Origin of the sequence: Amycolatopsis sp. GM8, from assembly GCF_021653975.1 — a bacterium.
Taxonomy (GTDB): domain Bacteria; phylum Actinomycetota; class Actinomycetes; order Mycobacteriales; family Pseudonocardiaceae; genus Amycolatopsis_E.
This window is the reverse complement of record NZ_JAJKFK010000010.1, coordinates 39,683-63,921: the sequence shown is the minus strand read 5'-3', so window position 1 is coordinate 63,921 and position 24,239 is coordinate 39,683. Positions and strand designations below refer to the sequence as shown.

29 protein-coding genes are annotated in these 24,239 nt (G+C 70.0%); 8 read left to right on the top strand and 21 right to left on the bottom strand.

Annotated features, from left to right (window positions below):
- Positions 1–62: 62 nt before the first annotated feature.
- Positions 63–665 (top strand): TetR/AcrR family transcriptional regulator, encoded by a 603-nt coding sequence (locus LOZ83_RS34680; protein WP_236796087.1) that lies wholly within the window; start codon positions 63–65, stop codon positions 663–665.
- 106 nt (positions 666–771) lie between these two features.
- Complete coding sequence (locus tag LOZ83_RS34675; protein WP_236796086.1) at positions 772–1,533, top strand: alpha/beta fold hydrolase; 762 nt, start codon at positions 772–774, stop codon at positions 1,531–1,533.
- Between the two features lie 91 nt (positions 1,534–1,624).
- Here LOZ83_RS34675 and LOZ83_RS34670 read toward each other — a convergent pair whose 3' ends face one another.
- On the bottom strand, positions 1,625–2,506 hold the full coding sequence (locus LOZ83_RS34670; RefSeq protein WP_236796085.1) for an SDR family oxidoreductase: 882 nt from the start codon (positions 2,504–2,506) through the stop codon (positions 1,625–1,627).
- 85 nt (positions 2,507–2,591) lie between these two features.
- On the opposite strand from LOZ83_RS34670, the gene LOZ83_RS34665 reads away from it, so the two are divergent.
- Both LOZ83_RS34665 and LOZ83_RS34660 read left to right on the top strand, forming a co-directional pair.
- Positions 2,592–3,170, top strand: a complete 579-nt coding sequence (locus LOZ83_RS34665) for a TetR/AcrR family transcriptional regulator (protein ID WP_236796084.1) — start codon at positions 2,592–2,594, stop codon at positions 3,168–3,170.
- A gap of 48 nt (positions 3,171–3,218) precedes the next feature.
- A complete protein-coding gene (locus LOZ83_RS34660) occupies positions 3,219–3,779 on the top strand; it encodes a hypothetical protein (RefSeq protein ID WP_236796083.1) in 561 nt (186 codons plus the stop codon).
- A gap of 21 nt (positions 3,780–3,800) precedes the next feature.
- Here the strand turns inward: LOZ83_RS34660 and LOZ83_RS34655 are convergent, their stop codons facing one another.
- From LOZ83_RS34655 to LOZ83_RS34640, 4 genes are read right to left on the bottom strand one after another with little or no spacing between them, the layout of a single operon-like run.
- Positions 3,801–4,736, bottom strand: a complete 936-nt coding sequence (locus tag LOZ83_RS34655) for a 2,3-dihydroxyphenylpropionate 1,2-dioxygenase (RefSeq protein ID WP_236796082.1) — start codon at positions 4,734–4,736, stop codon at positions 3,801–3,803.
- The gene (locus LOZ83_RS34650; RefSeq protein WP_236796081.1) at positions 4,736–5,632 is read right to left on the bottom strand and encodes an alpha/beta fold hydrolase; all 897 of its coding nucleotides are present in this window, start codon (positions 5,630–5,632) and stop codon (positions 4,736–4,738) included. The genes LOZ83_RS34655 and LOZ83_RS34650 overlap by 1 nt, the downstream gene beginning before the upstream one ends.
- On the bottom strand, positions 5,629–6,159 hold the full coding sequence (locus LOZ83_RS34645; RefSeq protein ID WP_236796080.1) for a cupin domain-containing protein: 531 nt from the start codon (positions 6,157–6,159) through the stop codon (positions 5,629–5,631). The genes LOZ83_RS34650 and LOZ83_RS34645 overlap by 4 nt, the downstream gene beginning before the upstream one ends.
- A 13-nt stretch (positions 6,160–6,172) precedes the next feature.
- Positions 6,173–6,964, bottom strand: coding sequence for an SDR family oxidoreductase (locus LOZ83_RS34640; protein ID WP_236796079.1), 792 nt, complete (start codon positions 6,962–6,964; stop codon positions 6,173–6,175).
- A 41-nt stretch (positions 6,965–7,005) separates the two neighbouring features.
- Here LOZ83_RS34640 and LOZ83_RS34635 point away from each other — a divergent pair, with 41 nt between their 5' ends.
- From LOZ83_RS34635 to LOZ83_RS34620, 4 genes are all read left to right on the top strand, one after another.
- Positions 7,006–7,803 (top strand): IclR family transcriptional regulator, encoded by a 798-nt coding sequence (locus tag LOZ83_RS34635; protein ID WP_236796078.1) that lies wholly within the window; start codon positions 7,006–7,008, stop codon positions 7,801–7,803.
- 82 nt (positions 7,804–7,885) lie between these two features.
- Complete coding sequence (locus LOZ83_RS34630; RefSeq protein ID WP_236796077.1) at positions 7,886–9,415, top strand: NAD(P)/FAD-dependent oxidoreductase; 1,530 nt, start codon at positions 7,886–7,888, stop codon at positions 9,413–9,415.
- Positions 9,416–9,427: 12 nt separating this feature from the next.
- Positions 9,428–9,883 carry a cupin domain-containing protein gene (locus tag LOZ83_RS34625; protein WP_236796076.1) on the top strand — a complete coding sequence of 152 codons (456 nt, stop codon included), beginning with the start codon at positions 9,428–9,430 and terminating at the stop codon, positions 9,881–9,883.
- On the top strand, positions 9,880–10,746 hold the full coding sequence (locus LOZ83_RS34620) for a nuclear transport factor 2 family protein (RefSeq protein WP_236796075.1): 867 nt from the start codon (positions 9,880–9,882) through the stop codon (positions 10,744–10,746). The genes LOZ83_RS34625 and LOZ83_RS34620 overlap by 4 nt, the downstream gene beginning before the upstream one ends.
- A gap of 14 nt (positions 10,747–10,760) precedes the next feature.
- Here LOZ83_RS34620 and LOZ83_RS34615 read toward each other — a convergent pair whose 3' ends face one another.
- From LOZ83_RS34615 to LOZ83_RS34540, 16 genes are all read right to left on the bottom strand, one after another.
- Complete coding sequence (locus LOZ83_RS34615; RefSeq protein ID WP_236796074.1) at positions 10,761–10,955, bottom strand: tautomerase family protein; 195 nt, start codon at positions 10,953–10,955, stop codon at positions 10,761–10,763.
- Entirely contained in the window at positions 10,952–11,728 is a 777-nt protein-coding gene (locus LOZ83_RS34610) for a 2-keto-4-pentenoate hydratase (protein WP_374202756.1), read from the bottom strand. The genes LOZ83_RS34615 and LOZ83_RS34610 overlap by 4 nt, the downstream gene beginning before the upstream one ends.
- The gene (locus LOZ83_RS34605; RefSeq protein ID WP_236796073.1) at positions 11,725–12,543 is read right to left on the bottom strand and encodes an alpha/beta fold hydrolase; all 819 of its coding nucleotides are present in this window, start codon (positions 12,541–12,543) and stop codon (positions 11,725–11,727) included. The genes LOZ83_RS34610 and LOZ83_RS34605 overlap by 4 nt, the downstream gene beginning before the upstream one ends.
- Entirely contained in the window at positions 12,540–13,187 is a 648-nt protein-coding gene (locus tag LOZ83_RS34600; protein WP_236796072.1) for a class II aldolase/adducin family protein, read from the bottom strand. Before LOZ83_RS34600 ends, LOZ83_RS34605 begins: the two co-directional genes overlap by 4 nt.
- A complete protein-coding gene (locus LOZ83_RS34595) occupies positions 13,184–13,915 on the bottom strand; it encodes an SDR family NAD(P)-dependent oxidoreductase (protein ID WP_236796071.1) in 732 nt (243 codons plus the stop codon). Before LOZ83_RS34595 ends, LOZ83_RS34600 begins: the two co-directional genes overlap by 4 nt.
- Positions 13,912–14,307, bottom strand: a complete 396-nt coding sequence (locus tag LOZ83_RS34590; protein ID WP_236796070.1) for a nuclear transport factor 2 family protein — start codon at positions 14,305–14,307, stop codon at positions 13,912–13,914. Before LOZ83_RS34590 ends, LOZ83_RS34595 begins: the two co-directional genes overlap by 4 nt.
- Positions 14,308–14,330: 23 nt before the next feature.
- Positions 14,331–14,795, bottom strand: coding sequence for an SRPBCC family protein (locus LOZ83_RS34585; RefSeq protein WP_236796069.1), 465 nt, complete (start codon positions 14,793–14,795; stop codon positions 14,331–14,333).
- 9 nt (positions 14,796–14,804) lie between these two features.
- A complete protein-coding gene (locus LOZ83_RS34580) occupies positions 14,805–15,695 on the bottom strand; it encodes a VOC family protein (RefSeq protein WP_236796068.1) in 891 nt (296 codons plus the stop codon).
- 13 nt (positions 15,696–15,708) lie between these two features.
- A complete protein-coding gene (locus tag LOZ83_RS34575) occupies positions 15,709–16,845 on the bottom strand; it encodes an NADH:flavin oxidoreductase (protein WP_236796067.1) in 1,137 nt (378 codons plus the stop codon).
- A gap of 5 nt (positions 16,846–16,850) precedes the next feature.
- Positions 16,851–17,753, bottom strand: coding sequence for a fumarylacetoacetate hydrolase family protein (locus LOZ83_RS34570; RefSeq protein ID WP_236796066.1), 903 nt, complete (start codon positions 17,751–17,753; stop codon positions 16,851–16,853).
- 13 nt (positions 17,754–17,766) lie between these two features.
- Positions 17,767–18,675 carry a VOC family protein gene (locus tag LOZ83_RS34565; protein WP_236796065.1) on the bottom strand — a complete coding sequence of 303 codons (909 nt, stop codon included), beginning with the start codon at positions 18,673–18,675 and terminating at the stop codon, positions 17,767–17,769.
- A gap of 130 nt (positions 18,676–18,805) precedes the next feature.
- The gene (locus LOZ83_RS34560; RefSeq protein ID WP_236796064.1) at positions 18,806–19,624 is read right to left on the bottom strand and encodes a GntR family transcriptional regulator; all 819 of its coding nucleotides are present in this window, start codon (positions 19,622–19,624) and stop codon (positions 18,806–18,808) included.
- Between the two features lie 37 nt (positions 19,625–19,661).
- The gene (locus LOZ83_RS34555; protein WP_236796063.1) at positions 19,662–20,420 is read right to left on the bottom strand and encodes an SDR family NAD(P)-dependent oxidoreductase; all 759 of its coding nucleotides are present in this window, start codon (positions 20,418–20,420) and stop codon (positions 19,662–19,664) included.
- Positions 20,417–21,457 (bottom strand): ABC transporter permease, encoded by a 1,041-nt coding sequence (locus tag LOZ83_RS34550; protein ID WP_236796062.1) that lies wholly within the window; start codon positions 21,455–21,457, stop codon positions 20,417–20,419. The genes LOZ83_RS34555 and LOZ83_RS34550 overlap by 4 nt, the downstream gene beginning before the upstream one ends.
- Positions 21,454–22,998 carry a sugar ABC transporter ATP-binding protein gene (locus LOZ83_RS34545; RefSeq protein ID WP_236796061.1) on the bottom strand — a complete coding sequence of 515 codons (1,545 nt, stop codon included), beginning with the start codon at positions 22,996–22,998 and terminating at the stop codon, positions 21,454–21,456. Before LOZ83_RS34545 ends, LOZ83_RS34550 begins: the two co-directional genes overlap by 4 nt.
- The gene (locus LOZ83_RS34540; protein WP_236796060.1) at positions 22,995–24,056 is read right to left on the bottom strand and encodes a sugar ABC transporter substrate-binding protein; all 1,062 of its coding nucleotides are present in this window, start codon (positions 24,054–24,056) and stop codon (positions 22,995–22,997) included. Before LOZ83_RS34540 ends, LOZ83_RS34545 begins: the two co-directional genes overlap by 4 nt.
- Positions 24,057–24,239 lie beyond the last annotated feature (183 nt).

Genomic DNA, 24,239 nt, shown 5'->3' with positions numbered 1-24,239 from the left:
CACAACGACCGCTACCGGTCACACTCTCAGCAAGAACGACCGACCCCCTGGGAGAACGAGAAGTGGCCGAAACCCCACCCCGGCGGACGCAGGAGCAGCGACGCGCCGAGACCGAACGCCGGGTGCTCGACGCGGCAATGGACCTCATCGCCCGCAACGGCTCGCGCGGGGTCACGCTCGCGCAGGTGGGCGAGGCCGCGGGATACAGCCGCGGGATCGTGTACCACCATTTCGGCAGCCGGGAGCGTCTCCTGGAGGCGGTGGTGGACGCGGGACGGTGGTTCGAGATCCCGCCGTACGAGGGAAACGGGTTGGCGCACCTGACCGGGCTCGTCGAGGCGTACCTGCGCAACATCGCCGACCGAACCCCGTCGACTCGGGCGTTCCTGCAGTTGTGGGGTGAGGCGATCGCGGCGGATCCCTTGCTGGCGCCGCTGTTCGCCCAGCGGGACAAGAGTTTCCGCCGGTACCTCGCCGACCTGGTGCGACAGGGGGTGGCGGACGGTTCGATCCGGGGCGACGCCGATCCGGCCGCGGCCGCGGTGTTGTTGCTGGCCCTGCTGCGCGGGACCGGGATGCAGCTGATCGCGACACCGCCGGTGCGGAATCTGCCGGCCGTCATCCGCGAGGCGACGCGCTCGGTGCGCGCGGCCTTCAGCGGCTGACTCCCGGTTCCTGTCGGCGCAATCTCCGTGGTGGCACACGGTCTTCGTCCGGTGCTATAACTTGCGTGTACGCATGCACATTTATTCTGCCGATGAGGAGCCAGTAATGTCTCGCGTCCCGCTTGTTCTGGTGCACGGCAACCCGGAAAATGCCACCGTGTGGGGGCCGCTTCTCGCGGAGCTGGGCCGGGACGACGCTTTCACGCTCTCCCCACCCGGCTTCGGTTCGCCTGCGACGCGCGATTTCCCGGCCACCGTCGAGGCATACGGGGAGTGGCTCGCCGAGCGGCTGGGCCAGTTCCGTGAACCGGTTGATGTCGTCGGGCACGACTGGGGTGGCGGCCATGTGGTCCGGATCGCGATGACGCGGCCCGATCTGGTCCGCAGCTGGGCGTCGGACGCGCTCGGCCTGTACGCGGCTGATTACCGCTGGCACAAGCGGGCTCAGGTGTGGCAGCAGGACGGTCTCGGGGAAGAGTCGGTCAAGGAGCTGTTCGGCGGCCCCTTCGCGAAGCGGCTCGCCGTGGCCGAGGCGCTGGGCATGACCGGTACGGGCGCGGAACGCGTCGCCGCGAGCCTGGATGACGGGATGGGGCAGGCTGTTCTTTCCCTGTACCGGTCGGCGATCCAGCCGGTGATGGCCAAGGCCGGGCGCGAGCTCGCGAAGGCGCGGCAGCGACCGGGGCTCGCGCTCGTCGCGACCGAGGATGTGGGCCTGGGGAACGGAACCCTTGCGCAGCATCGGGCCGCGGCCGAGGCGAGCGGGGCCGAGATCGCCGAACTGGCGGTCGGACACTGGTGGCCGACCGAGAGCCCGCGCCCCGTAGCCACCGCGCTGGAAGCGTTCTGGGCCAAGCTCGACGGGTAGCGGACGTTTTCGGAACCGTTCACTCAGGACGCGGAGCCCCGCTCCCCCAGAGCACGCCGGCTGGTCGGCGTGCTCTGGGCACCGCCGCTGGTCAGGGCTTGATGTTTTCCAGGTCCTCCAGCAGGCTCGGGTGCTTCGGCTCCCAGCCGAGCGCCTGCCGCGTGTGGGTGCTCGACGAGGGCTGGTCGGCGGCGAAGATCTGGCCGAGCGCCCCGTAGCTCTCCACCGGCACCGACTGGACCGGCAGGCCGAGCCGCCGGCCGATGACCGCGGCGATGTCGCGCACCTGGTCCCCCTCGTCGGCCACGGCGTGCCAGGCGGTGCCCGCTTCGGCCTGCTCCAGGGCGAGCCGGAACAGGACCGCCGCGTCCAGCGCGTGCACCGCGGGCCAGCGTTGTGTGCCGTCGCCGGGGTAGCCCGACACTCCGCTCTGGCGCGCGATGCCGGTCAGCACACCGGCGAACCCGCCGTCGCCCTCGTTGTGCACCGTGCGCGGCAGGCGGATGGCCGTGCTGCGAACCCCCTGCGACGCCAGGTCCAGGACCGCCCTGACCGCGAGGGAGCGGCCACCGACCGGACCGTCGGTGGTGAGCGGGTCGGCCTCGGTGGAGACGCGGCCCGGCACATAGGGCGTGCCCGAGACGGTGACCAGGGGCCGGTCGCTGCCGATGAGTTCCTCGCCGAGCGTTGCCATGGCGGCGGTTTCCTCGGCGACCGCGCGGGCGACGGTCTCCGCGCTGCTGAAGTCATTGGCGAACGCGAGGTGGATCACCCCATCGGCCCGGGCCGCGCCGGCGCGCAGGACGTCCAGGTCGGCGAGGGTGCCCCGGAGCGACTCGGCGCCCGCCTGCGCCGCGACCTGGGCGGACGCGTCGGAGCGGACGAGGGCGAGGACGGTGTGGCCGTTGCCGAGCAGTTCGGCGACGACGGCGGACCCGATCAGACCGGTGCCGCCAGTGACGAAGACGCGCATGGAACCCTCTTCCACGTGATGGGACTCTTGTCCCGTCACTTTAGCAGAGTGATGGGACAAGAGTCCCGTCACATATGATGGACCCATGGGCCGATGGGAACCAGGGGCACGCGAACGTCTCGTCGTGGCGGCCGTCGACCTGTTCACCGAGCAGGGCTACGACGCCACCACCGTGGTGCAGATCGCGGAGCGCGCCGGGGTCACCAAAAGCACGTTCTTCCGGCACTTCCCCGACAAGCGCGAGCTACTCGTGGCCGGGCAGGAAACGCTGAGCCTGCTGCTCACCGAGGGGATCACCGAGGCGCCCGCCGACGCCACTCCCCTCGAGGCGGTCGCCGCCGGTCTCGAACGCGCCTCGACCGCGATGGGCACCTTCAACCGCGAGTTCGCCCCCCGGCTGAGAGCGGCCATCGCCACCAGCACCGAACTCCAGCAGCGCGACGCCCTCAAGACCGTCAGCCTCGCCTCCGCGATGACGACCGCCCTGACCGCCCGCGGCGTGCCCGACCCGACCGCGGCACTTGCCAGCGAACTCGGCGTCCTCGCCTTCAAACGCGCCTACGCCGAATGGGCCGACGGCGACCGCGACGGCGACGACAACTTCGCCCAGTACGCGTTGGCAGCCCTGGACGAACTGCGGGCAGCGAGCGCCTCACTGGAATGACAGGACCGATCCGCACGACCACGGTTCCGCACTGAAATGGAGGACTCGGTGCGCACAACCTTCGAGAACCACCTGCAACACACCGCCACGCAGGCGATCTCCGCCATTCCGGCTACCGAAACCAGCGATATCTACGTGGTGTCGCTGCTTGTCGAGGACGAAGACGACGACCCATCCCGACCGACGGTGACGATCGGCTACAACACCGAAGCGCGCGTCCAGCAGATGCTGGCCGCGCAACGCGGGTCGACCTTGCTGCGCGCGGGGCCTCCCGCCGACCACGCCGAGGCACGCTGGAACTACGCCTTCTGGCTGCAGAACCAACTCGCCGTCAGCTCCCAAGATGCGGCCGGCGCGCACCTTCGCGGCGAGTGGATCCGGAGTCTGGAAGTGGAATCGGAGGAGCAGGTCTCGCAGCGCTTCGTCGACGTCTGTGTTCGGCTGGCCGGCCACCTGCACACCACCGGCCTGATCGAGGCGATCTTCAAACGCCCCATCCCGGTGCTCGTCCACGAATTGGAGTACTACGACGCGATCGCCGAGCAAGCAGTGGCGGCGAACCCGCCTGGTCTCGCCGCGGACTTCATAGCGTGGGTCCAGCATCAGTAGTCATTCGGGGCAGTTTCCCCTTCAGACAACCGAAAAGGTGGTGCCGATCCCCATCCCGGTGATCCACTCCGGCACTGGCTCGTAGCTGGTCCAGACCAGGGGCAGGCCGACGGCGATCTGGCCGATCAACCAGCATCGCACCTCGTGGCCGCCGCTGCCGGCGTGGTCTTCGAGGTGCTCGTGGCCCTGCGCGGCGATCCCGGCGGCGTCATCGGCGGCCAGCCGGTCGAGGAACCAGCGGTCCCATTCGGCGTTGACCCGCGCCGCCGGGTTGCCGCCCATCGCGCGCACTCCGGGTTCTCGCGCGGTGGCGAACGTCCGGACATCGGCCCGGCCGTGGATGAGGGCCGAGCGCCGGTCACCGGCCACGGCCGGGTCCCGCGGATCGTTGGAAGGCAGCCAATGCGACAGGCCCCCGCTAGCCACAACCAGGATCCGCCCCGGGAAATCGGCCGCACGCAGCGCGGCGCCGAGCGCCTGCCCGAGAGAAACACAGCGCCGCAACGAAGGTAGCGGCGGCGCGGCGGTGTTCACGACCAGCGGCACCATCGGCAGCGCGGTACCACCGGTGATCATCTCGTAGCTCTGCACGATGCCGTGGTCGACGGTCAGCGAATAAGACAGCGACAGGTCGAACCCAGCCGCGGTCAGCGCCGCGTGCAGCGGCCAGGCGAGCTTGCCCGCCACCGGCAGCGGGCCGGGCGTGCTGCCGTAGTCGCCGAACCCGACGGCCTCCTCGACACCGAGCACGAAAGGCGGCATCACGTCGTAGAAGTTGGCGTGGAAGTGATCCGGCCCGATGACGACGACCGCGTCCGGCGCGAGGTGCGCCACGGCCTCGCGAACGCGGCCCGCGTCGGCGAGAAACAGCGCTCCCGGGCCGTTTTCCCCATCGGGCGGCAGCAGGTTCGCGAACGGGCTGTGGGACATGCCGGCGAAACCGGCGATCTCCGCCATCAGGACGGGACCTTTCCGAACAGCAGCCAGGCGCGGTGCACGTCCAGGAACTCGGCGACCTGTTCCCATTGCGGCCAGTGCCCGGCGTCCTCGATGACGTGCAGACGCGCGTCGGGGAGCCATTCCAGCAGCAGCTCGGCCTCGTCGAGCCCGCCGGTCGGATCGTGCGTGGTCCACAACAGCAACGTCGGCGCCGCCACCTTCGAAACCCACGACGGATCCCACGCGAAGTCCTTGCGGATCTCGGGATCCTGCAACACCAGTGTGTTGGTGATCGCCTGCACGAAGCCCGGACGCGAGTAGACCGCCCGGCGCAGGTTCACCAGCTCGTCGGTGACCAACTCCTTGTGGTGGAACAGGAACTCCACCCGACGGCGGACCGTGGCATCGCTCGGGTCGCGGACGGCGGCCATCGTGCTCTCGCGCATCCGATGCATGACTCCCGGTTTGTTCGCGATGTTGCCGGGCGTGTTGAGCACCAGCCGGTCCACGCGACCGGGATGGTGCGCGGCGGTCCAGGCCACCACCCAGCCACCGAGGGACTCACCGGACAGGTGCGCCCGCTCGATGTCCAGCACCTCCAGCAGTGCGACGAGATGCTCCGACAGGACGTCGATGGTGTACGGCAGGTCCGGCAGATCCGACCAGCCATGGCCGACCATGTCGTAGGCGGTGACGTGGAAGTCCCGTGCCAGGCCGGCGAAGTCGCGGGAGTAGGCCTCGAGATGCCCGCCCGTTCCGTGCAGCAGCACCAGTTCCGGGCCGGCCCCGGCCTGCAGCACCCTGGTGCGCACGGTTCGCCCGGCCAGCGGGACGTCGACGTGCCGCACGGTGTGGTCGAGGTCGGCGAGTTCGCCCCAGATGCTGATGTGCCCGGGGATCGGCAGGTCGGTCATCGTTCCTCCTCGCAGTCGAACCGGGCACGGGCCTCGACCAGGGTGGCCAATCCGGCGCTCTCCCGGCGGGCCAGTCCGAACAGGGCGAGCAGCCGGGAGTTCTCGATGGTCAGGAACTCGGCCGGCCGGTCAGCCGAGTCGTTGAAGTGGCGGTGCCAGGCCCACGGTGGCGTGTAGACGAACGAACCCGTGGTCCACGTGACCGTGACGGGCTGCCCGTCCGGGTCCTCGGCGCTCTGGATCTCGCTGTGCCCATCGCCGGTCAGTACAAAGTGGACGGTCTCGTGGTAGTGCCGCTGCATGTCCGAATCGGCGCCCGGCGGGATCACCTGCCGGAACAACTCGAACGTCGCGGTCGGCAGCGCGCCGGCGACGCGCAGCGTGGTCGGGTTCGGCACCGAGCCGGGCGGGATCGTCTCCAGGTCCTCGTCGTGCACGACCAGCGGGCGCCCGGCGCCGGGCCGCACCACGTGGGTGAGGCCGGCGAGGAAGTCGGTCATGGAGAACTCGGGTCCTGCGGTCGCCATCGCTGTTTTCCTCTCACCAGGGGGATTCCGTACGCCCGCCGTCGACGGTGAGCACGGTGCCGTTGACGTACCGCGCCTCCGGCGAGGCCAGGAACGCGACCGCGGCGGCCACCTCGTCCGGCTGTGCGGGGCGGCCTGCCGGGATGGCCGCGGCGTCCTCGGCGGCAGCGGCCGCGAGGTCGGTGCCGGCCGCGGCGGCGCGGCTGCGCAGGATCTCACGGCGTCGCGGGGTGTCGGTCGCGCCGGGGGCGACGCAGTTGACCGTCACGCCGTGGCCGGCGTGTTCCAGCGCGGCGAGCTTGGCCGCCGCGGTGACCGCGGACCGCAGCACCGTCGAGGCCGCCAGCCCGGGCTGGGGCTGCCGCACGGCGGTCGAGGTGACCACCACGACGCGGCCGAAACCACGCTCCGCCATGCCCGGCAGCGCGGCGCGCATCAGGGCCAGCGGACCGAGGAGCAGCAGGTCGAGGTCGTGGTGCCACTGCTCTTCGGAGATGTCGAGTACCCGTCCCGGCGCGGGGCCGCCGGCATTGGCCACGACGACGTCGACCGAACCGTGCCGCTCGCGGACCTCCGCCACGATCCCGGCCGCGTCGGCCGGATCGGACAGGTCCGCCACGATGTGGTCGACCTGGTTCGCGGAGCCTTTCAGGGCGGAGGCGGTTTCGGCCAGCGTCGCCGGCGTCCGCCCGGCGAGCACGACACGGTGTCCGGTGGCGAGCAGCGCCGCAGCGATGGCCGCGCCGATCCCGCCGGCGCCACCGCCGACGAGGGCGGTGCGGGCGTTGGGGTGACTGGTATCCATGGTGGGTTCTACAGTGGACGCATGAGCGGAGCGGACCAAGCATGAGTCCCGCTCACCGGGACTTGCACGCCGCAGCGGACGGATCGCTGGCGCGCGCGGCCGCCCTGCTCGACGCGTTCGACGTCACGCATCGTGAGCTGGGGCTGTCCGAACTGGTCCGGCGCTCCGGGCTGCCGCGCTCGACCGTGCACCGCACGGCGGCGCGGATGATCGAACTGGGCTGGCTGGACAAGCCACACGACCGGTACCGGATCGGCAACCGGCTGTTCGAGCTGTCCGGCCTGGTGCCGGTCCGGCACGAACTTCGCGAGGCGGTGCTGCCGTTCCTGCAGGACCTGTACGCGGCGGCCAAGACCACGGTGCAGCTCGGGGTGCTCGAGGGCACCGAGGTGCTGGTCGTGGAGAAGATCACCGGGCACCGGCCGATGCCGATGCTGTCCCAGGTGGGCGGCACGATCCCGGCGCACTGCTCCGGTCTCGGACGGGCCATCCTGGCCTGGTCCGGCGAGGACTCGCTGGAGTCCGTGATCGCCGCCGGGCTGCACCGGCGCACCCCGCGCACGATCACCAGCCCGACCGCGCTGCGGCGCGAACTCGCCGCCATCCCGGATCGCGGCTGGGCCTACGACCGCGAGGAGGGCAACGTCGGCGTGAGCTGCGTCGCGGGCCCGATCTTCGACGCGACCGGCACCGTGGTCGCGGCGCTGTCGGTCACCGGCCCCAGTCACGCCGTGCGTCCCGACCTGATCGGGCCCGCGGTCCGGATGGCCGCCGCGGCCGCCAGTCGCGCCTACTCGAGCCGGCGATGGGTGGCCCGCCCGGACCCGCCGTCCCAGTGAGCGGGACCATCGATTGGCGATCCGCCGTCCCGGCCGCACGCTGTGGTTCCTACCGCAACGGCGCCGGACACGAGGAGCAGCCATGCGCGTCGCGATCATCGGGGCCGGGGTTGCCGGGCTCACCACGGCCAAGGTGCTGACCCAAGCCGGTCATGACGTCGAAGTGTTCGACCGGACACCGGACGTCGGCGGGGTGTGGAGCCGGACCCGGCGCTATCCCGGCCTCACCACCCAGAGCCCCAAGACGCAGTACTCGTTCTCCGATCACCCGATGCCGCGCGACCTTCCCGAATGGCCGACCGGCGCTCAGGTGCAGCGATACCTGGAGTCCTACGTCACCGAGTTCGGGTTGTCGGCATGCCTGCGGTTGGAGACGACCGTCGAGTCCGTCGTCCGCGACGGCGATGGCTGGGCGGTGACCTCCCGCGCCAACGGCAAGGCGAGCACCGCCACCTACGACCGGGTCGTGGTCGCCAACGGGGTCTTCTGCGAGCCGTCGATCCCCGGCTTCGCCGGCCGCGAGGAGTTCGTGGCCGCGGGCGGGCGATTGCTGGCGGGCTGCGAGTTCCACGACGTCGAGGACGCCCGGGACAAGCACGTACTCGTTGTCGGCTATGGCAAGTCGGCGTGCGATGTGGCGGTCGCGATCAGCGAAGTCGCGGCCCGCACCGACGTGATCGCCCGGCAGATGGTGTGGAAGCTGCCCCGCAAGATCGGCGGGCTGCTGAACTTCAAGATGCTGATGCTGACCCGCCTCGGCGAGGCGTTGTTCCGGTACCGGCGGCTGCGCGGTTTCGAGAAGTTCTTGCACGGGCCCGGAAACCGGCTGCGCCGCGCGATGCTGAACTCCGTCGGTTCGGTGTCGGTGCGGCAGTTCGGACTCAACCGGCACGGGCTGCTGCCGCGCGGCCGGATGGAGGACATCGTCAAGGGCGCGATCGGCCTGGCCACCGAAGGCTTCTTCGAAGGCGTGGCCGGCGGCTCGATCCACGTCCACCGGGACACGACGATCACGCGGCTCGGCACGGACGGCGGCCGGCCCAGCGCCGAACTCGCCGACGGCACGGTGCTGCCCGCGGACCTGGTGGTCTGCGCCACCGGTTTCACCCAGGGCGTGCCGTTCCTGGACGGAGGAGTGCAGCGGCAACTGTTCGACGAGCGCGGCAACTTCATGCTGTACCGGCAGATCCAGCCGCTCGGCGTCCCCGGCTTGTACTTCAACGGCTACAACTCGTCGTTCTTCAGCCCGCTCAACGCCGAGATGGCCGCGGTCTGGATCGCGGCCGACCTCGCCGGCGCGCTCACCCTGCCCGAGGAGGAGACCCGCCGCGCCGACGTCGTCGGCCAGCTCGCGTTCATGGACGAGGCGACCGACACCCACCACTGCCGCGGCACCAAGATCCTCCCGTTCTCGATGCACAACGTGGACGAGGTGCTCGGCGATCTCGGCCTGCAGATCGGCCGCCGCACCCGCGCCGCGCACTGGCTCGGCCCGATCTCCCCCGCGGCGTACCGCAAGGTCACGCCCGCGCTGCTCGACCGGCTCGCCGAGCGGCCCAGCCCGCCGGCGGTGACACCACTCGACTCCGCGCCCACCAGTATCGCGCTCTGAGGAGGAACCATCATGACCACCCGCGAACACCGAGTCGTCCGCTCCGGCGAGGGCACCAACGTCGGCGCGATCGGCCTGGGCATCTACACCCGGCTGACCGGCGCCGACACCAAGGGGGCGTACTCGCTGTTCGAGTACGTCGTGCCGCCGGAGCTCGGCGGACCGCCGACGCACATCCACAGCCGCGAGGACGAACTGTTCATCTGCGTCCAGGGCAAGGTCACCATCGAACTCGACGGCCAGGAACACGTGCTCGGCCAAGGCGACTCGCTGCTCATGCCGCGCGGCGTGCCGCACATGTTCTACAACCCGTTCGACGAGGAAACCCGGGTCGTCGCCGTCGTCTCACCGCCCGGCCTGGAGAACTACTACCGCGAACTCAGCGAACTGCCGCCCGGGCCGCGGGACATGACGCTCGTGGCGCAGGTGATGACCCGTCACGGGCTCTCCTTGCAGAAGAAGTCATGACCGCCGTCGACCGCGAGAAGATGGTGCACGCCATGTGCGCCGCCGTCGACGCCGGTGACGCCGAGTCGTTCGGCGACTGGTTCGCCGGCGACGCGACCTACACCTTCGGCAACGGCGAGACGCTCACCGGCCGGGACGCCATCGTGGCGGCCACGGCCGGTGCCGCCGGCGCGCTGCCGTGGACCCGCCATGTCGTCGACCAGGTCGCCGAGATCGGTGATCAGCTGTTCTGCCGGTTCACCATCGAAACCGAAGCCCCGGACGGGACCGCGCTCGCGCTGCCGTGCGTCACGGTCATCTGGCTGGCCGGCGACCGGATCACCGACTACCGGGTCCACATGGACATCACCCCGGCGTTCGGACCGGGCCCCGCCCCGCTCGACCTCCGCTCGGCGGACCCCGGCGCCGTTGACGTCGCACTCACGGCGTTCCGAGCGCTGCAGCGCGGCGCGGCCACCGGCGACTGGGACGGCTTCGTCGCGCTGCTGGCGGACGACGTGCGGATCATGATCCCGGTCCCCGCCACCGAGCAGAACCCGCCGGAAGGCCTGCTCACCGGCAAGGACACTGCCCGCGCGATCTTCGCGAGCCACCACGGCGAAGTGGTGTCCAGCGTCCGCCTCGAAGGCAAACGCGTCGCGGCCAACGGTCCGCTGGTGGTGATCGAGGCGAGGGTGGAGGGATCGCTCGACGGTGAACAAGCGGCCAACCACTTCGTGTTCGCGTTCGAAGCCCGCGACGGGTTGATCGCCTCGATGTACGAATACGCCGCCTGGACGGCCAAGTCACCCACCAGCGGCTGGGGCGATCCCACCTTCGCCCGCGAGGCCTGGACAGCGACCCTCATCCCGGCGAACGGCTGAATCGGCCCGCGGGGTCAGCCGGACTCGTCCTTCGTCACGCCACCGGCCGCCCAGTGGGCGGGCGGGATTTCCCGCACCAGGATCCGGATCGAGCTGGCCGGGGCGTCGAGCGCGCCTTCGACCGCCTCGTGCACGCGGCGGATCAGCTCCCGGATCTGCTCCGGCGGGCGCCCTTCGAGCAGGTTGATCTCCACGATCGGCACGGTCATCCTCCCTCGATGTGCACGGTGCCCAGGTGACTGAACTCCGCGGTCACGATTTCCTTCTGCCGCAACGGAATGGCGTCGGTGAGCCCGCCGGTCAGCACGAGCCAGCCCGCTTCCAGCCCGATACCGCGCCGCCCGAGGTCGTTCGCCGCCAGTGCCAGCGCTTCGGCCGGATGGCCCTGGACCGCGGCACCCGTGGCCGAATCGACCGGCTCGCCCCGCACGCTCAGCACGCACGCCTCGAGCCGCAGGTCGAGCGCCGACGGCGGGACACCGGTGGCGCCCACGACGAACCGCGCGGCCGAGGCGTTGTCGGCGACCACGTCGGGCAGGGTGAACCGGAAGTCTGTGTAACGGCTGTCGATGACCTCGAACCCGGCGTGCACCGAGGCGACGGCGCCGAGTGCGACCGCTGCCGTGATTCCCGGGCCCCGCAAGGGTTTCCCGAGCACGAACACGATCTCCGGCTCGACCCGTGGATGGATCAGCGGCGGCACGGGCTCACCCGCTGCCAGCACCATCCCATCGGTGAGCCACCCGGTCAGCGGGGACCGGATACCCATCCGTTCCTGTTTCGCCCGCGAGGTCAGCCCGAGCTTCACCCCGACGACCCGCTCCCCCGCGTCGACCTTCTTGCGTACCAGCGCGTCTTGCGCCGCATACGCGGTCGCGAGATCCAGTTGTGGCCATTCGTCGACGAGCCGCCCGCCGTCCCGCCGGTCACGCTCGCGGGCCAGCAGTTCGTCCGCGACCCGCTCGGGCGTCCACTCCGTCACGACAGGAAGTCTCGCACGAGCCGGGTGAAATCGGCGGTCCGCTCGATCATCGACCAGTGCCCGCAGTGGGAGAACACGGCCAGGTCCGCGTTGTCGAGCAGCTCCGCGAGCCGGTAGGAATTGGCGAGCGGGATCACCTGGTCCTCGCGGCCGTGCACGACGAGTGTCCGGTGCGGCAACCGTTTCAGCTCATCCTCCGGGGTCGTCATCGCCGCCACCCAGCGCTGCCTCGGCGCCGGGAACATCGCGGAAAACGCTTCCTGGAAGCCGGGCTGGATACTGCCTTCGTACCGCACCTGGGCGAGTTCGTCGTTGACGATCTCGCGCGAGTACGCGAACACGTCGAGCACCTTGCGCATGTTCTCGAACGACGGCTCGTAACCCCACACCCGTTCCAGGCCTTCGGTGATCGGGAAGTCCACGCCCATGCTGCCCATCAGCACCAGCCGCCCGACCCGCTCCGGATGCCGGGCCGCGAGCCGCAACGCGATCGCGCCGCCGAAGCTGTTGCCCACCAGGTGTGCCTTCTCGATGCCGAGCGCGTCGAGGAAGCCGATCGTCTGCCGTACCCAGGTTTCCAGGCCGTACTCGATCCCTTCGGGACGGTCGGTGTAGCCGAAGCCGGCCATGTCCGGCGCGAGCACCCGGAACCGCTTCGCCAGCTCCGGCAGCACCAGCCGCCAGTTGGCGTACGCGGTCACACCGGGACCGGAACCGTGGATCAGCACCACCGTTTCCGGTCCGTCACCGGCCTCGAGGTAGTTCGTGGTGATGCCGCCCGCCTGGACACTCCGGCCGATCTCCGGCTTGGTCACGCTGTTTCCCCTTTCCCCGTACGATGTTTGAGGTGCTGCCACAACCGTTCCAGCAGCGGTCCTTCCGCCGCGCGCCAGGCGCGGACGTCCTCGTCGCCGAGCGGCTCGGGTTTGCCGCTCGCGTGCGCGTCCGTCCACACGCGACAAGCCATGTCCAGCAACCACATCCGCGCGACGGCCAGCCCCGGTGTCGCACCGAAGGTCGCTCCTCCGTTACCCCGCAACAGGATCGCTTCGCCGTCACCGACCGGGACCGCGGCCGCCAGCTCCGGCGTGCGCACCAGCCGCGGCACCGGGTGCACCGGCACGCGGGCACCGAGCCAGCACGCCTGCCCGTGCAGCGGGCGTAGCTCGTCGGTCACGGCGGCGGCCGTGAACAGCGATTCCGGTTGTGCGCGGGCGATCGCGGCGACATCCGGCCTGCGCCGGTAGATCGCCAGATGCAGCCACGTTTCCGGTGGTGCGCCCGGTGGTAGCTCGGCCGCGTCGAGTGACACCGTCACCAGGTCGGCCTCGTCGACGGTCGCGAGATCCACCGGCGGGGTCACCAGGACCGTGTCGTGCCGCCGGGCGGAGACATGGCCGAACGCGGTGACCAGTCCCAGCCCGGCGAGCACGCGCGCGGCCTCGGCGACTCCCGTCACGTGCGAACCAGCCCACCGTCGACGTACAACGTCTGACCGGTGGTGAAAGCCGCGTCGTCGGAGACCAGAAAGGACAGTGTGCCGACGAGATCGCCCGGTTGCTGCAGCCGTTTGATCGCCTGCAACTGTGGGACGATGTCGAAGAACTCGGCCGGCCCGGCCTCGGTGCCGGGCGTCCGCACGAGACTCGGCGCGATGGCGTTGACCGTGATGCCGTGTTCGGCGACCTCCGTGGCGAGCCCGCGGGTGAACCCGATGACCGCCATCTTGCTCGACAGGTAGTGCGTGAACCCGGGGATGACGAGACCGATGGAGTTCGAGCTCATGTTCACGATCCGGCCCCAGCCCGAGTCCTTCATCCCGGGCAGGAAAGCTTGTGTCACGCGGAAAAGCGTGTCCACGTTGACCTCGAACATGGTCCGCCAGTCGGTGAACGTGAGCTTCTCGAACGGCTTGTTCGGGTAGATCCCGACGTTGTTCACCAGGATCTGCGGGGTACCCAGCCGCTCGGTGATCTCTTCCGCCGCGGCGTCGAGCGAGTCCGGGTCGGTCAGGTCGGTCAGGACGCCGATGCCCTTGCCGCCCGCGTCCTCGATCTCCGCGATGGTCACGTCCGCGGCAGCCCGATCGAGCACGGCGACCGTCGCGCCATCCGCGGCCAGGCGCCGGGCGTAGGCGCGGCCGATCCCGTTGGCGGCGCCGGTGACGACCGCGATCCGCCCGCTCACCGGGCGGCCTCGGCGGTGGATTCCGCGGTGATCTCGGTGAACAGCGGGGCGAGGTCGATGTGCACCCGCAGCGAGCTGACCAGCCCGTCGCGCCGGTCCAGAAGGGACACACACGGCAGGTTGACTTCCGTACCGCCCTTGGTGGTGTAGTGCACCAGCGTCTCCAGCACGGCGGTGTCCCCATCGTTCACGTACCACACGTTCCGGCGCTCGTGGCGCAACCCGCCGATCATCGACCAGAACCCGCCGATCGCCTCCCCGATAGCGGCTTTGCCGACGGCGGGCGGGTTGTTGGCGAAGATGACGGTCGCGTCGTCGGTGTGCCGGGCGACGTACTCATCCAGGCGCATGGCGTCGACATCGGTGAAGTAGTCGGTGATCCAGTCTGACATTTCGGCTCCTCGTCGAGCTTCTCTTACTGGGTTTCCCCGCGGGCGATCCGGCGCACCGCGGTGAGTGTGGACGCGACCGCGTTCAGGTAGTCCTGCGTCGTGGTGTCCGCGTGTTCCTTCTCCGCGGCCGAACCGGCCGGGGCGCCGGCGACGGCGAGCGCGAAGCTGAACCGCAGCGACAGATCCTCGTCGCCGCTGCCTTCGATCTCGTTGGTGATCGTGCCGAGCACCGGGCCCGACAGCCGCGTGAACACCACGCGATGCGGTTTCTCCAGGGTGATCCGTTCGGTGAACGCCTGGCCGTGCAGCTTGATCTCGCGGTCGAAAACCGTGTCGCTATACCGTTCGATCACTTCGCAGTGCGACATCACGGCCACGAACGGCAGGGCGTTGCCGGCCTTGGCGACCAGCCCGTCCCACAGCGCGTCGCGGGTGACGACGGGTTCGCCGGGCTCGTTCACCGGCAGGCTGTGCGTCACGAAGATCATGACATCTCCTTACGTGGTAACGGAAAGCCTCAGCTGGGGCTGGCTCGTGGTGCGCTGGGTGGGGCCCAGCCACATGTCGATCGCGCCTGGCTCGGCCGGGTCGAAGAACCGTGGCCGCCACGCCGCCTCGTCGGTGATCCGGCGGACGCCGAACGAGTACTCGTAGGTGAAGCCCTCCGGTCCCTGGAAGTAGAGGAAGACCGCGCCGGACTGCGGATGCCGGCCGGGGCCCATCTCGATCTCGACACCGTGGTCGAGCAGAAAATGCCAGTTGCGGAAGACGTCGTCGAGCTCGGCGACCTGGAAGTTCATGTGGCACAGACCGGGTTCGTCGCCCTTGAACACCGCGAGCTTGTGGTGCACCGGGTCGATCCGCATCAGGCAGGCCCCGTCGCCGATCCAGTCCGACACCCGCGCGTTGAACGTCGAGGACCAGAAGCGGTACGCCTCGTGCACATCCGGCGCGTCCAGGCACAGGTGCCCGAACTCGGTGATGCCCGCACTCCGCGAAAGCCGCACCGGGCGGGAGAGCGTCTGCTTGCCGTGGACGAGTTCGATCCGGTTGCCGAACGGGTCGTCGAAACCGATGAACTCGCTGACCCGCCGGGACCGGCACTCCTCCGGCCCGCCGCGCGTGACGTGGAAGCCTCGACGGTCCAATTCGGACTCCGCCAGCGCGAGGGCATCGGAATCGGCGACGGTGAACCCGGACGCGATGACCCCGGATTCGCCCTCGACGAGCGCGAGACAGTGGTGATAGGAGTCGGCGCGCAGGTGCGCGACCCCGGGTTCGCCGCCGTCGATCAGTTCCAGGCCCACGATGTCGGTGGCGAACTCGACGGCGGCCGCGAGATCGGCGGCGCCCGAGCGGACGTAGGCGATGTCGGTGAGTTCGATCATGCTCGAAATCCCTTCAGTAGCCGAGATAACCCTGGGCGACGGCCTCGGCGGGCCAGTGCGCGCACACCGCACCGGTGAGCTGGGTGCGCAGGCATTGCGGCGGATCGCATGGGCAGGTGCGGATCTCCTCGGGCGTTCCCGCGGCGGCTTTCGCGGTCCAGTCCGGGTCGGTCAACAGCGGGCGGGCGAGGCCGATCGCGTCCGCGTCCCCGCGCTCGAGCACCGCGGCCGCCGCCGCGGGATCGCCGAGACCGCCATTGGCGATGATCGTCATGCCGGTGGCCTGGCGGAACGCCGCGACGTCGGCCAGCCCGTAGCCCGGGCGCCCGTACAGGCCCACGTTCGGTGGCAGCCGCAACGACTCGAACGTCGCCGGGATCGGGAACACGAAGTCGGCGCCCTCTTCGGCGATCGACGGCACGAACCGGACCCCGTCCTTGATGGTCCAGCCGTCGGCGGTCAGCTCGTCGCTCATCAGGTGCACGCCGACGACGAACTCCGGGCCGGTGCGGCGGCGGACTTCCCGCAACACTTCGAGCGTCAGCCGGACACGGCCGTCGAACGAGCCGCCCCAGTCGTCGGTGCGGCGGTTCATCGCCGGGGACAGGAACTCCGAGAGCAGGAACCCTTGTGCCGCATGGATGTCCACACCGTCGAACCCGGCCTGCTGGCACAGTTCGGCCGCTCGGCCGAACGCCTCGATGCTTTCCTCGATCTCCGTTGTGGTGATCTCGGCGGGGGTCACCACCCGCCCGGGCGTCAGCTCGAACGAGACCGGCGACGGCGCGAGCCGGCGCGCCTGCTCGTACACATCCCACGGCCCGGCGTAGCGGCCCGCGTGGACCAATTGGACCAGCGCGAGCGCGCCGTGCCGTTTGATCTCGGCGGCCAGTTCGGTCAGCCCGGGCAGGTGCTCGGGCCCGGCAACCAAGGTCTGGCGCGGCATCTGGCGGCCCGCGACGTTCACCGCGAAGTTCTCGGTGATGATCGTGCCCGCCCCGCCCTGGGCACGGCGGGCGTAGTGCTCGATCTGCGGCCTGGTGACGAAGCCGTCGGTATCGCCGTAACAGACCGACATGGGCGCGTGCACGATGCGGTTCCGCGCGGTGCGGGAGCCCAGTCGCAGCGGTGCGAAAAGGGGTTCGTACACCGGTGTCACCCGCCCAACGGCACGGTGGACACGGCGCGCACCGGGTTTTCCAGGACACCGAGCGGCCCGATCTCGACCCGGACGACGTCGCCGTCGGCGAGCGACACGCCCTGCGCCACGCCCACGCCCGACGGGGTGCCCGTCGCGATCACGTCGCCGGGCTCCAGGGTCATCAGCCCGCTGGCGGCGGCGATCAGCTCGGCCACCGTGAAGATCATGTCCGCCGTGTTGCCGTCCTGTTCGAGCTTTCCGTTGCGCCACAAGCGGATGGGCAGATCCTGCGGGTCCGGCACGAACCAGGCCGGGGTGATCCCCGGGCCCGTGGGCGAGAAGGTGTCCCGTCCCTTCGAGGCCAGCCAGTCGTAGACGAACGGTGGAGCCAGTGGGGCGGGACGGGCGTGCATGCCTCGCGCGGACACGTCGTTCATGATCGTGTAGCCCGCGATGTGGGCCAGGGCGTCGGTGACCGCGATGTCGCGCCCGCCGGTGCCGATGACGACCGCCAGTTCTGCCTCCCAGTCCACCCTCGCCGCGGTGTCGCCGGGGATGACGATGTCCGCGCCGGGACCGGTGATCGAGGTCGGCGGCAGCATGAAGAAGTACGGTTCGAGGTCGGCGGGCAGTTCGGTGATGCCCATTTCCCTGGCGTGCCCGCGATAGTTCGCCCCGGCACACAGCAGCTTCCGTGGCGACCGGACCGGGGCGAGCAGGCGGGCCGGACCGAGCGGCGCACCGTCGGCGGGTGCCCAGCGAGCGAGCAGCGGCGCGACGGCTTCCCAATCCCGCAGCACGTCGTCCACTTCGCCATAGCCCGCCAGCGGCGGGATCGTGCGCGGACCGGACTCGGTCAGCGTGGCGACCCGCACCTCACCGTCCTCGTCGGACAGTGCGTTCACCAGGCTCCACATGGGTTTTCTCCCGTCAGTGATCGAGCATCTCGTGGTTGACCGGGCCCCAGGCGTTGACCGTGGCCAGGTCGACCTCCCACGTCCGCGGCCCCATCGGCGTGGTCTCGTGCCACGGGCGGGGCTCCCAATACCCCTTCGCCTCGTCGTGGATGACGTCGAGCTGGGTGAACAGTTCGATCGTGTTGCCGTCGGGATCCTTGTGATAGGTGAACAGGTTGTGCCCCGGACCGTGCCGGCCCGGGCCCCAGTGCAGCCGGTAGTCGTTCGCGGCCAGCCGGTCGAGCATGGTGATCAGATGGGCCGGATCGCGCATCTCGTAGGCGATGTGGTGCATGCCCTGGTACTTGCCGCTGGCCATGAAGTTCGCGGCGTGGTGGTCGGCGTTGCAGCGCAGGAACACGAAGAAGTCGCCCACGGTGTCCGACCAGCGGAAGCCCAGCAGATCCTGGTAGAAGTCCTGCATCGGGGCCAGCGCCGGGGTGAACGACGCGACGTGGCCGAGTTTCGTGGGGCGCAGCGGCGGGGTGTCGCGCACACCGCTGGGATCCTGCGACGTGATCAGGTGCAGCGGCACGTCCGTGCCGGGTTCGTCGAGCACCAGGACGTCCGGCGTGCCGGGCCCGATGTCGGTGCGCCGCTCCACTTCGTACCCGGCGTCGGAGAGCCGTTGCTGCGCGGTGCCGAGGTCTTCCCAGATCTCGTAGCCGACGGCCACCCTCGCCTTGGCCTCGCCCTGGGTCAGCACGACGCAGTGATGGTCGGCGCCGGTGGTCAGGAAAGCGCCGTCCGGCGCGGAATCCACCAGTTCGAAGTCGAGCACGCCGTGGTAGTACTCGGTCATCCGGGCGACGTCCGGCGTCTCGAACCCCACGTAGCTGAGCTTCGACACGCGTACCGCCGGCTGGGCATCCGGGTTGCTCACGGCACCCTCCTGATCCTCGTTGACGTTTCCTAAAGTGTGCACACTAATTCGGTGGTTGTCCAGAGACTGGATACAGCAAGGATCAAATGTGCGACCCACCAGGGCCATCAGACAATTAGTGCATACACCTTTAGAGGGTGAAGGAGCCGCCCTCGGCGGGCCCGGACCGCCCCATGACCACGGCCAGCGCGGCGCGGATCGAGACCGGGTCGAACTCGGGCGCGATCTCGGCCAGCAGCATCGTCGCCGTGCGGGCCCGGTGCCGGGCCGTCTCGATCTCGAGATCGCCGAACCGGCCGGCCCGCACCGTGTCGACCAGCGCCTGGTGCTCGCGGTACCGGGCGTTGTCGAGCTGCTCGCGGTCGATGCTGGAGCGCAGCAGCTCGATGTACTGCTCGCAGCGGTCCCCCAGCGACCGCAGCGACTCGCGCAGGTGCGGGGCCGCGGCCCGGACGGCCTGGTCGTGCAGCGCCCGGTGCGCCGTGTGCCAGGCCGGCCGGTCCGGCGCCTCCGCCATCCGCACCAGCGCCTTGTCCATCGCGTCCGCGTCCTCGGGGCCGAGCACCCGCGCGGTGACCCGGATGGCGAGGGTCTCGATCATGATCCGGTTGGCGAACAGGCTGTCCAGATCGGTCGCGTCGAACCCGCTGACCCGCGCCTGGTGGTTGACCTGCCCCTCCAGCAGGCCCTCCTCCATCAGCATCCGCATCGCCTCGCGCACCGGCGTCCGGCTCACCCCGAGTGCTTCGGCCAGTGAGCTCTGCGCCAGCACGACCCCCGGCCGCAGCGCGCCGCCCAGGATCAGATCCCGCAGGTAGGCGTGCACGGCGAGGGAGGACTCCCGGCGGTTCGGGATGGTCAGCGCCTTGATCTCGGGAGGCGCGGGGGCCGGCTTGCGGCCGCGGCGCGGCGCCGGTGTCTCCTTCTCCACGGTCCCTCCCGGTGTCATTCCGAGCCAGTTTACCCGGAGGGTGTATCCAGAATCGTCAGCGGAACCCGGCGGACACGCCGCCGTCCACGGAGAAGTTCTGGCCGGTCACCCAGGACGACTCGTCCGAGGCCAGGTACACCGCCAGCGGAGCGATGTCGCTGCCCAGGCCCGGCCGCCGGATCAGGTGCATGCCGAGCTGGAAGGCGCGCAGTTCGTCCCCCACGGCGGCGTCGGTGGCCGGGGTCTTCACGAAACCGGGCGAGATCGCGTTCGCCCGGATCCCGGCTTCGGCGCCTTCCGCGGCCAGCGTCTTCGTCAGCGCGATCACGCCGCCCTTGGCCGCGGCGTGCGCGGCCTGGCCGAGCGGGGCGATACCGCGGATGCCCGACATGGACGCCGTGTTGATGATCGACCCGTGCCCCGACCGGGCCAGGTGCTTCCACGCCGGCTGTGTGGTGTGGAAGACGATGTCGAGTTCCACGTGCAGCACGTGCCGCCACAGGTCCAGGGTCATGTCCTCGAACGGCGCGAAGCCGAACCCGGCCGCGTTGTTGTACAGCACGTCGAGCCCGCCGAGACGCTCCGCGGACTCCTCGATCCAGTTCCCCGCGGCGTCCGCGTCACCCAGGTCCACCGTGTCCCCGGTGACGTCGAAACCCTTGTCCCGCAACACTTTCGCGGTCCGCTCGGCCGCGCCCGGCTGGATGTCGCAGCCGATGACGCGGGCACCTTCGCGGGCGAACGCCTCCTGCGCCGCCTCGCCCTGCCCGCCCGCGGTACCCGTGATCAGAACCCTCTTGCCGGCCAGTCTCATGCGTTGCTCCGTTCCGTTGGTGTCGCTGTCGGATGGGTTTCGGTTTGGCGTGAAAACGACGAGAGCGCGCGGCACAGCCGGGCGACCGACGCCCGGTCGCCCAGGACGGCGAGCATGAGGATGGCGCCGGTGACGACCTGCTGCCAGAAGCTCGGTACGCCGGCGATGCTCAGTCCGTTCTGCAGGATGCCGATGAACAGCACGCCGATGACGGTGCCGCCGACGCCGCCGGACCCACCCGACAGCGCCGTGCCGCCGAGCAGCACGGCGGCGATCGCCGACAGGGGCAGGGTGGCGTCGACGTTCGGCGCGGCGACGCCGACCCGGCCGATCGTCACGAGGCCGCCGATCGTGGCGCACAGCGCGGACAGTCCGTACACCACGACGTAGGTGCGTGTGGTGCGGATGCCCGACAGCCGCGCCGCCGTCAGGCTGCCGCCGACCGCGTAGACATCACGGCCGAAGAACGTGGACCGCTGCACGTACAGCGCGACCAGGAAGATGCCGATCATGATCCAGATCGGCGCGGGCAACCCGGCGTACTCGTCGACGCCGATCTGGGTCGCGACCGGGGTGTCGACGACGAACGACTGGGTGCCCGACCAGAGGTTCACCACCCCGGTCAGCGCCGTCATCGACGCGAGCGTGACCACGAAGAACGACAGGCCGAACAGGCCGACGAACACGCCGTTCACGACGGCACCGACGAGCGTGCCGAACAACAACGTGACCAGGACCGCCGGCCAGCCGGGGACACCGGCCGCCACGATCTTCGCGAAGAAGATGCCGGCCAGCGAGCCGATCGCGGCCACCGACAGGTCGGCGCCGGCGGTGACCACGACGAACGTCATCCCGATCGCGGTGATGAACAGGACGGACACGGCGGTGAGCAGGTTCTTGAGGTTGGCGGTCGAGTCGAATCCGGGCTGCGTCAGCGCGAGGACGGCATACAGCACGATCGACAGCCCGAGCACGGGCAGGAAGCGGCGCGACCGCGACCACAGCGCGGTGGGCACTCCGGTCAGGAACGTGGTCATTCAAGTCCTCCGGCGTAGTGAGCGATCTGAGCCTCGTCGGCCCGCCGCGCGTCGAGCACGGCGGTGACCCGGCCACGGAAGAACACGACGATCCGGTCGCAAACCTCAAGCAGTTCGTCGTTCTCGGACGAGCTGACGAGCACGGCGCCTCCGTCGGCGGCGAACTCCCTGAGCAGCCGGTGGATGTCGGCGCGCGCCGCGGCGTCGACGCCGCGGGTCGGCTCGTCGAGCAGCAACAGCCGCGATCCGGCGGCCAGCCACTTGCCGAGCGCGACCTTCTGCTGGTTGCCGCCGCTCAGGGCGACCACCGGGGTGGCCGGCGACGGCGTCCGCACTTGCAGGTCGCGGATGATCCGCTCGACCGTCGTCCGATCCCCGCCGTGCCGGCCGGGGCGACCCAGCCGGGGCCGGCGGTGCGTCGAGACCATGCGCAGGTTGTCCTCCACACTCATGTCGAGCACGAGGCCCTGCGTTTTTCGATCGGGCGGCAGGAAGCCCACTCCGGCGCGGATAGCACCGCCGGGGTTGAGCAACCGTTGCCGCTTCCCGTCGACCTCGACCACACCGGCATCCGGCCGGCGGATGCCGAAGAGGCATTCGAGCAGCTCGCTGCGCCCGCAGCCGCTCAGCCCGGCCATGCCGACGACCTCACCGGACGCGACGCCGAGCTCGACGCCGGTCACCTGCGGCGCGCTACGCAGTCCGCGGACCGTCAGGCGCGTCGGGCCGACATCACTGTCACGTCGCGTCGTGTGGTCGGCCGGAACATTGGTCTCGCCCACCATCGCGTCCACAAGCGACTCTGGTGTGAACTCGCCGATCGGCCCCTCGGCGACGGTGCGCCCGTCGCGCAGGACGGTCAATTGGTCGACGATGTCGAACACCTCTTTCAACCGGTGTGACACGAAAATCGTCGAGACCTCGTTGGTGCTCAGTCGCCGTACGGCGGCGAACAACCGCTCGACCTCGTAGTCGCTGAGCGAACTCGTCGGCTCGTCCAGGATCAGCACCCGGGATTCGAGGGACATCGCCCGCGCGATCTCGACCATTTGCCGCTGGTCGGGGCGCAGCCGCGAAACCGGCCAGCCCGGGTCGTAGTCGAGCCCGAGCGCGTCGAGCGCGGCTCGGGCGCGGCGCTCCGTGGCCCGCCGGCTGACCCGCCACGGCGATCCGCCGAGCCGCCCGCCCATGAGCATGTTCTCCGCGATCGACAGCTCGGGCGCGACGGCATTTTCCTGCGACACCATGGCGATGCCGTGCCGCAGCGCGACGCTGGGCGAGGACAGGTTCAACGTTCGCCCGTCGAGAACCACCGCGCCGCGGTCCGCGCGCACCTGCCCGGACAGCACGCCGAGCAGGGTGGATTTCCCGGACCCGTTCTGACCGAGCACGCCGTGGACCACTCCGCCGCGCTCGACGACGAGCCGGGCGCCACGCAGCGCGTGCACGCCGCCGTAGCTCTTGTGCACGTCGGTGATCGCCAGCAGCGGCGCCGCGAGAGGCCGCGCCTGGTCCGTCCCCGACACAACCGAGCGGGTCATCCGACCGGCCTCTGCGCATTGACGTTGTCGCTGGTGACGAGAGCGCCGGGCACCACGGTCAGGCGCGGCAGCGGAAGGTGCTGCTTGGTGGCCAGTGCGTACGCGGCGTCGACCGTGAGCGCTCCGATGGCTTGCCAATCCGGTTGGTAGGTCAGGAAAATGCGCCCGTTCTTGATGCCCTCGTACGCCGAGGACTGCCCGACGAATCCCGCGACCAGGATGTCGCGACGGCCCCCGGCCCGGATGGCTGTCGCGTCGGCGGCGGCACTGTCGTCGTTGTAGGTGAACACCGCGTCGATCGACGGGTACCGGGCCAGCGCGCCCGCCATCGACGTGGTGGCCGCGGCCGAGGTGTCGTCCTGGTTGTCGACCTCACCCAGGAAGTGCAGTCCGAACCGCTCGCCCCAGTACTTCTGGCGTTGCGCGAAGTACTGCAGCGCGGCCACTGGCTGGGCCAGTCCCTGCACCACGAACTTGGCGCCGGGTTTCTTGGCGGCCACCGCCTTGGCCCGGGTGTAGGCCGCGGTGTCGAAGCCCTGCAACACCGACGTCGCATACCCGGCCGGACTCGGCTGATCGGCTCCGACCGGTGTCTGGATCGCGATCACCGGCACGTTGCGGGCCGCCGCGCGATCGATGTTCGGTTGCAGCGCCGACGGCACGAGCGGGTAGACCACGATCGCGCTGACGTCCTGGCTCAGCAACTGGTTGAAGTTGTTGACCTGGATGGTCGGGGAAAGCTGGTCGTCGAGCACGATGATCTGGCAGCCGAGCCGCGCGGCCTCGGCCTGCGCGCCGGCCGCCTCGGCGCTGAGCGAGTGCTGCTGCGCGGACAGGTTCTGGTATCCGATGACACAGCGCGTACCGGCGGTTTTGGTCAAGTCGCCATAGGACTGCGGCAGGGTGGCTTCCGGGCCGTCGTAGACCGCCGCCGCCGGAGAACTTCCGTCTTTCGCGTCGGCGGCAATCTGGTCGCCGGTACCGCTCGAGCCGTTGCCGCACGCGCTGACCGCCGCCGTTGTGACCACGGCCAATAGCACCAGCCATGTTCTCTTCACGTCGGGACCTCCTTGTCACGACCACCGAGAAAGTACATACAGTTTTGCGGGGACAGTAACCTGGGCAACCGGAGCCGGTCAACCTTGCTGGCGAGTTCGGTGCGCGCCAACCAAATCACTGTTGACCCGCCCTCCACTAGTACATACAGTTTTTACCGCTACGCGGCACTCACAATGTGGTGG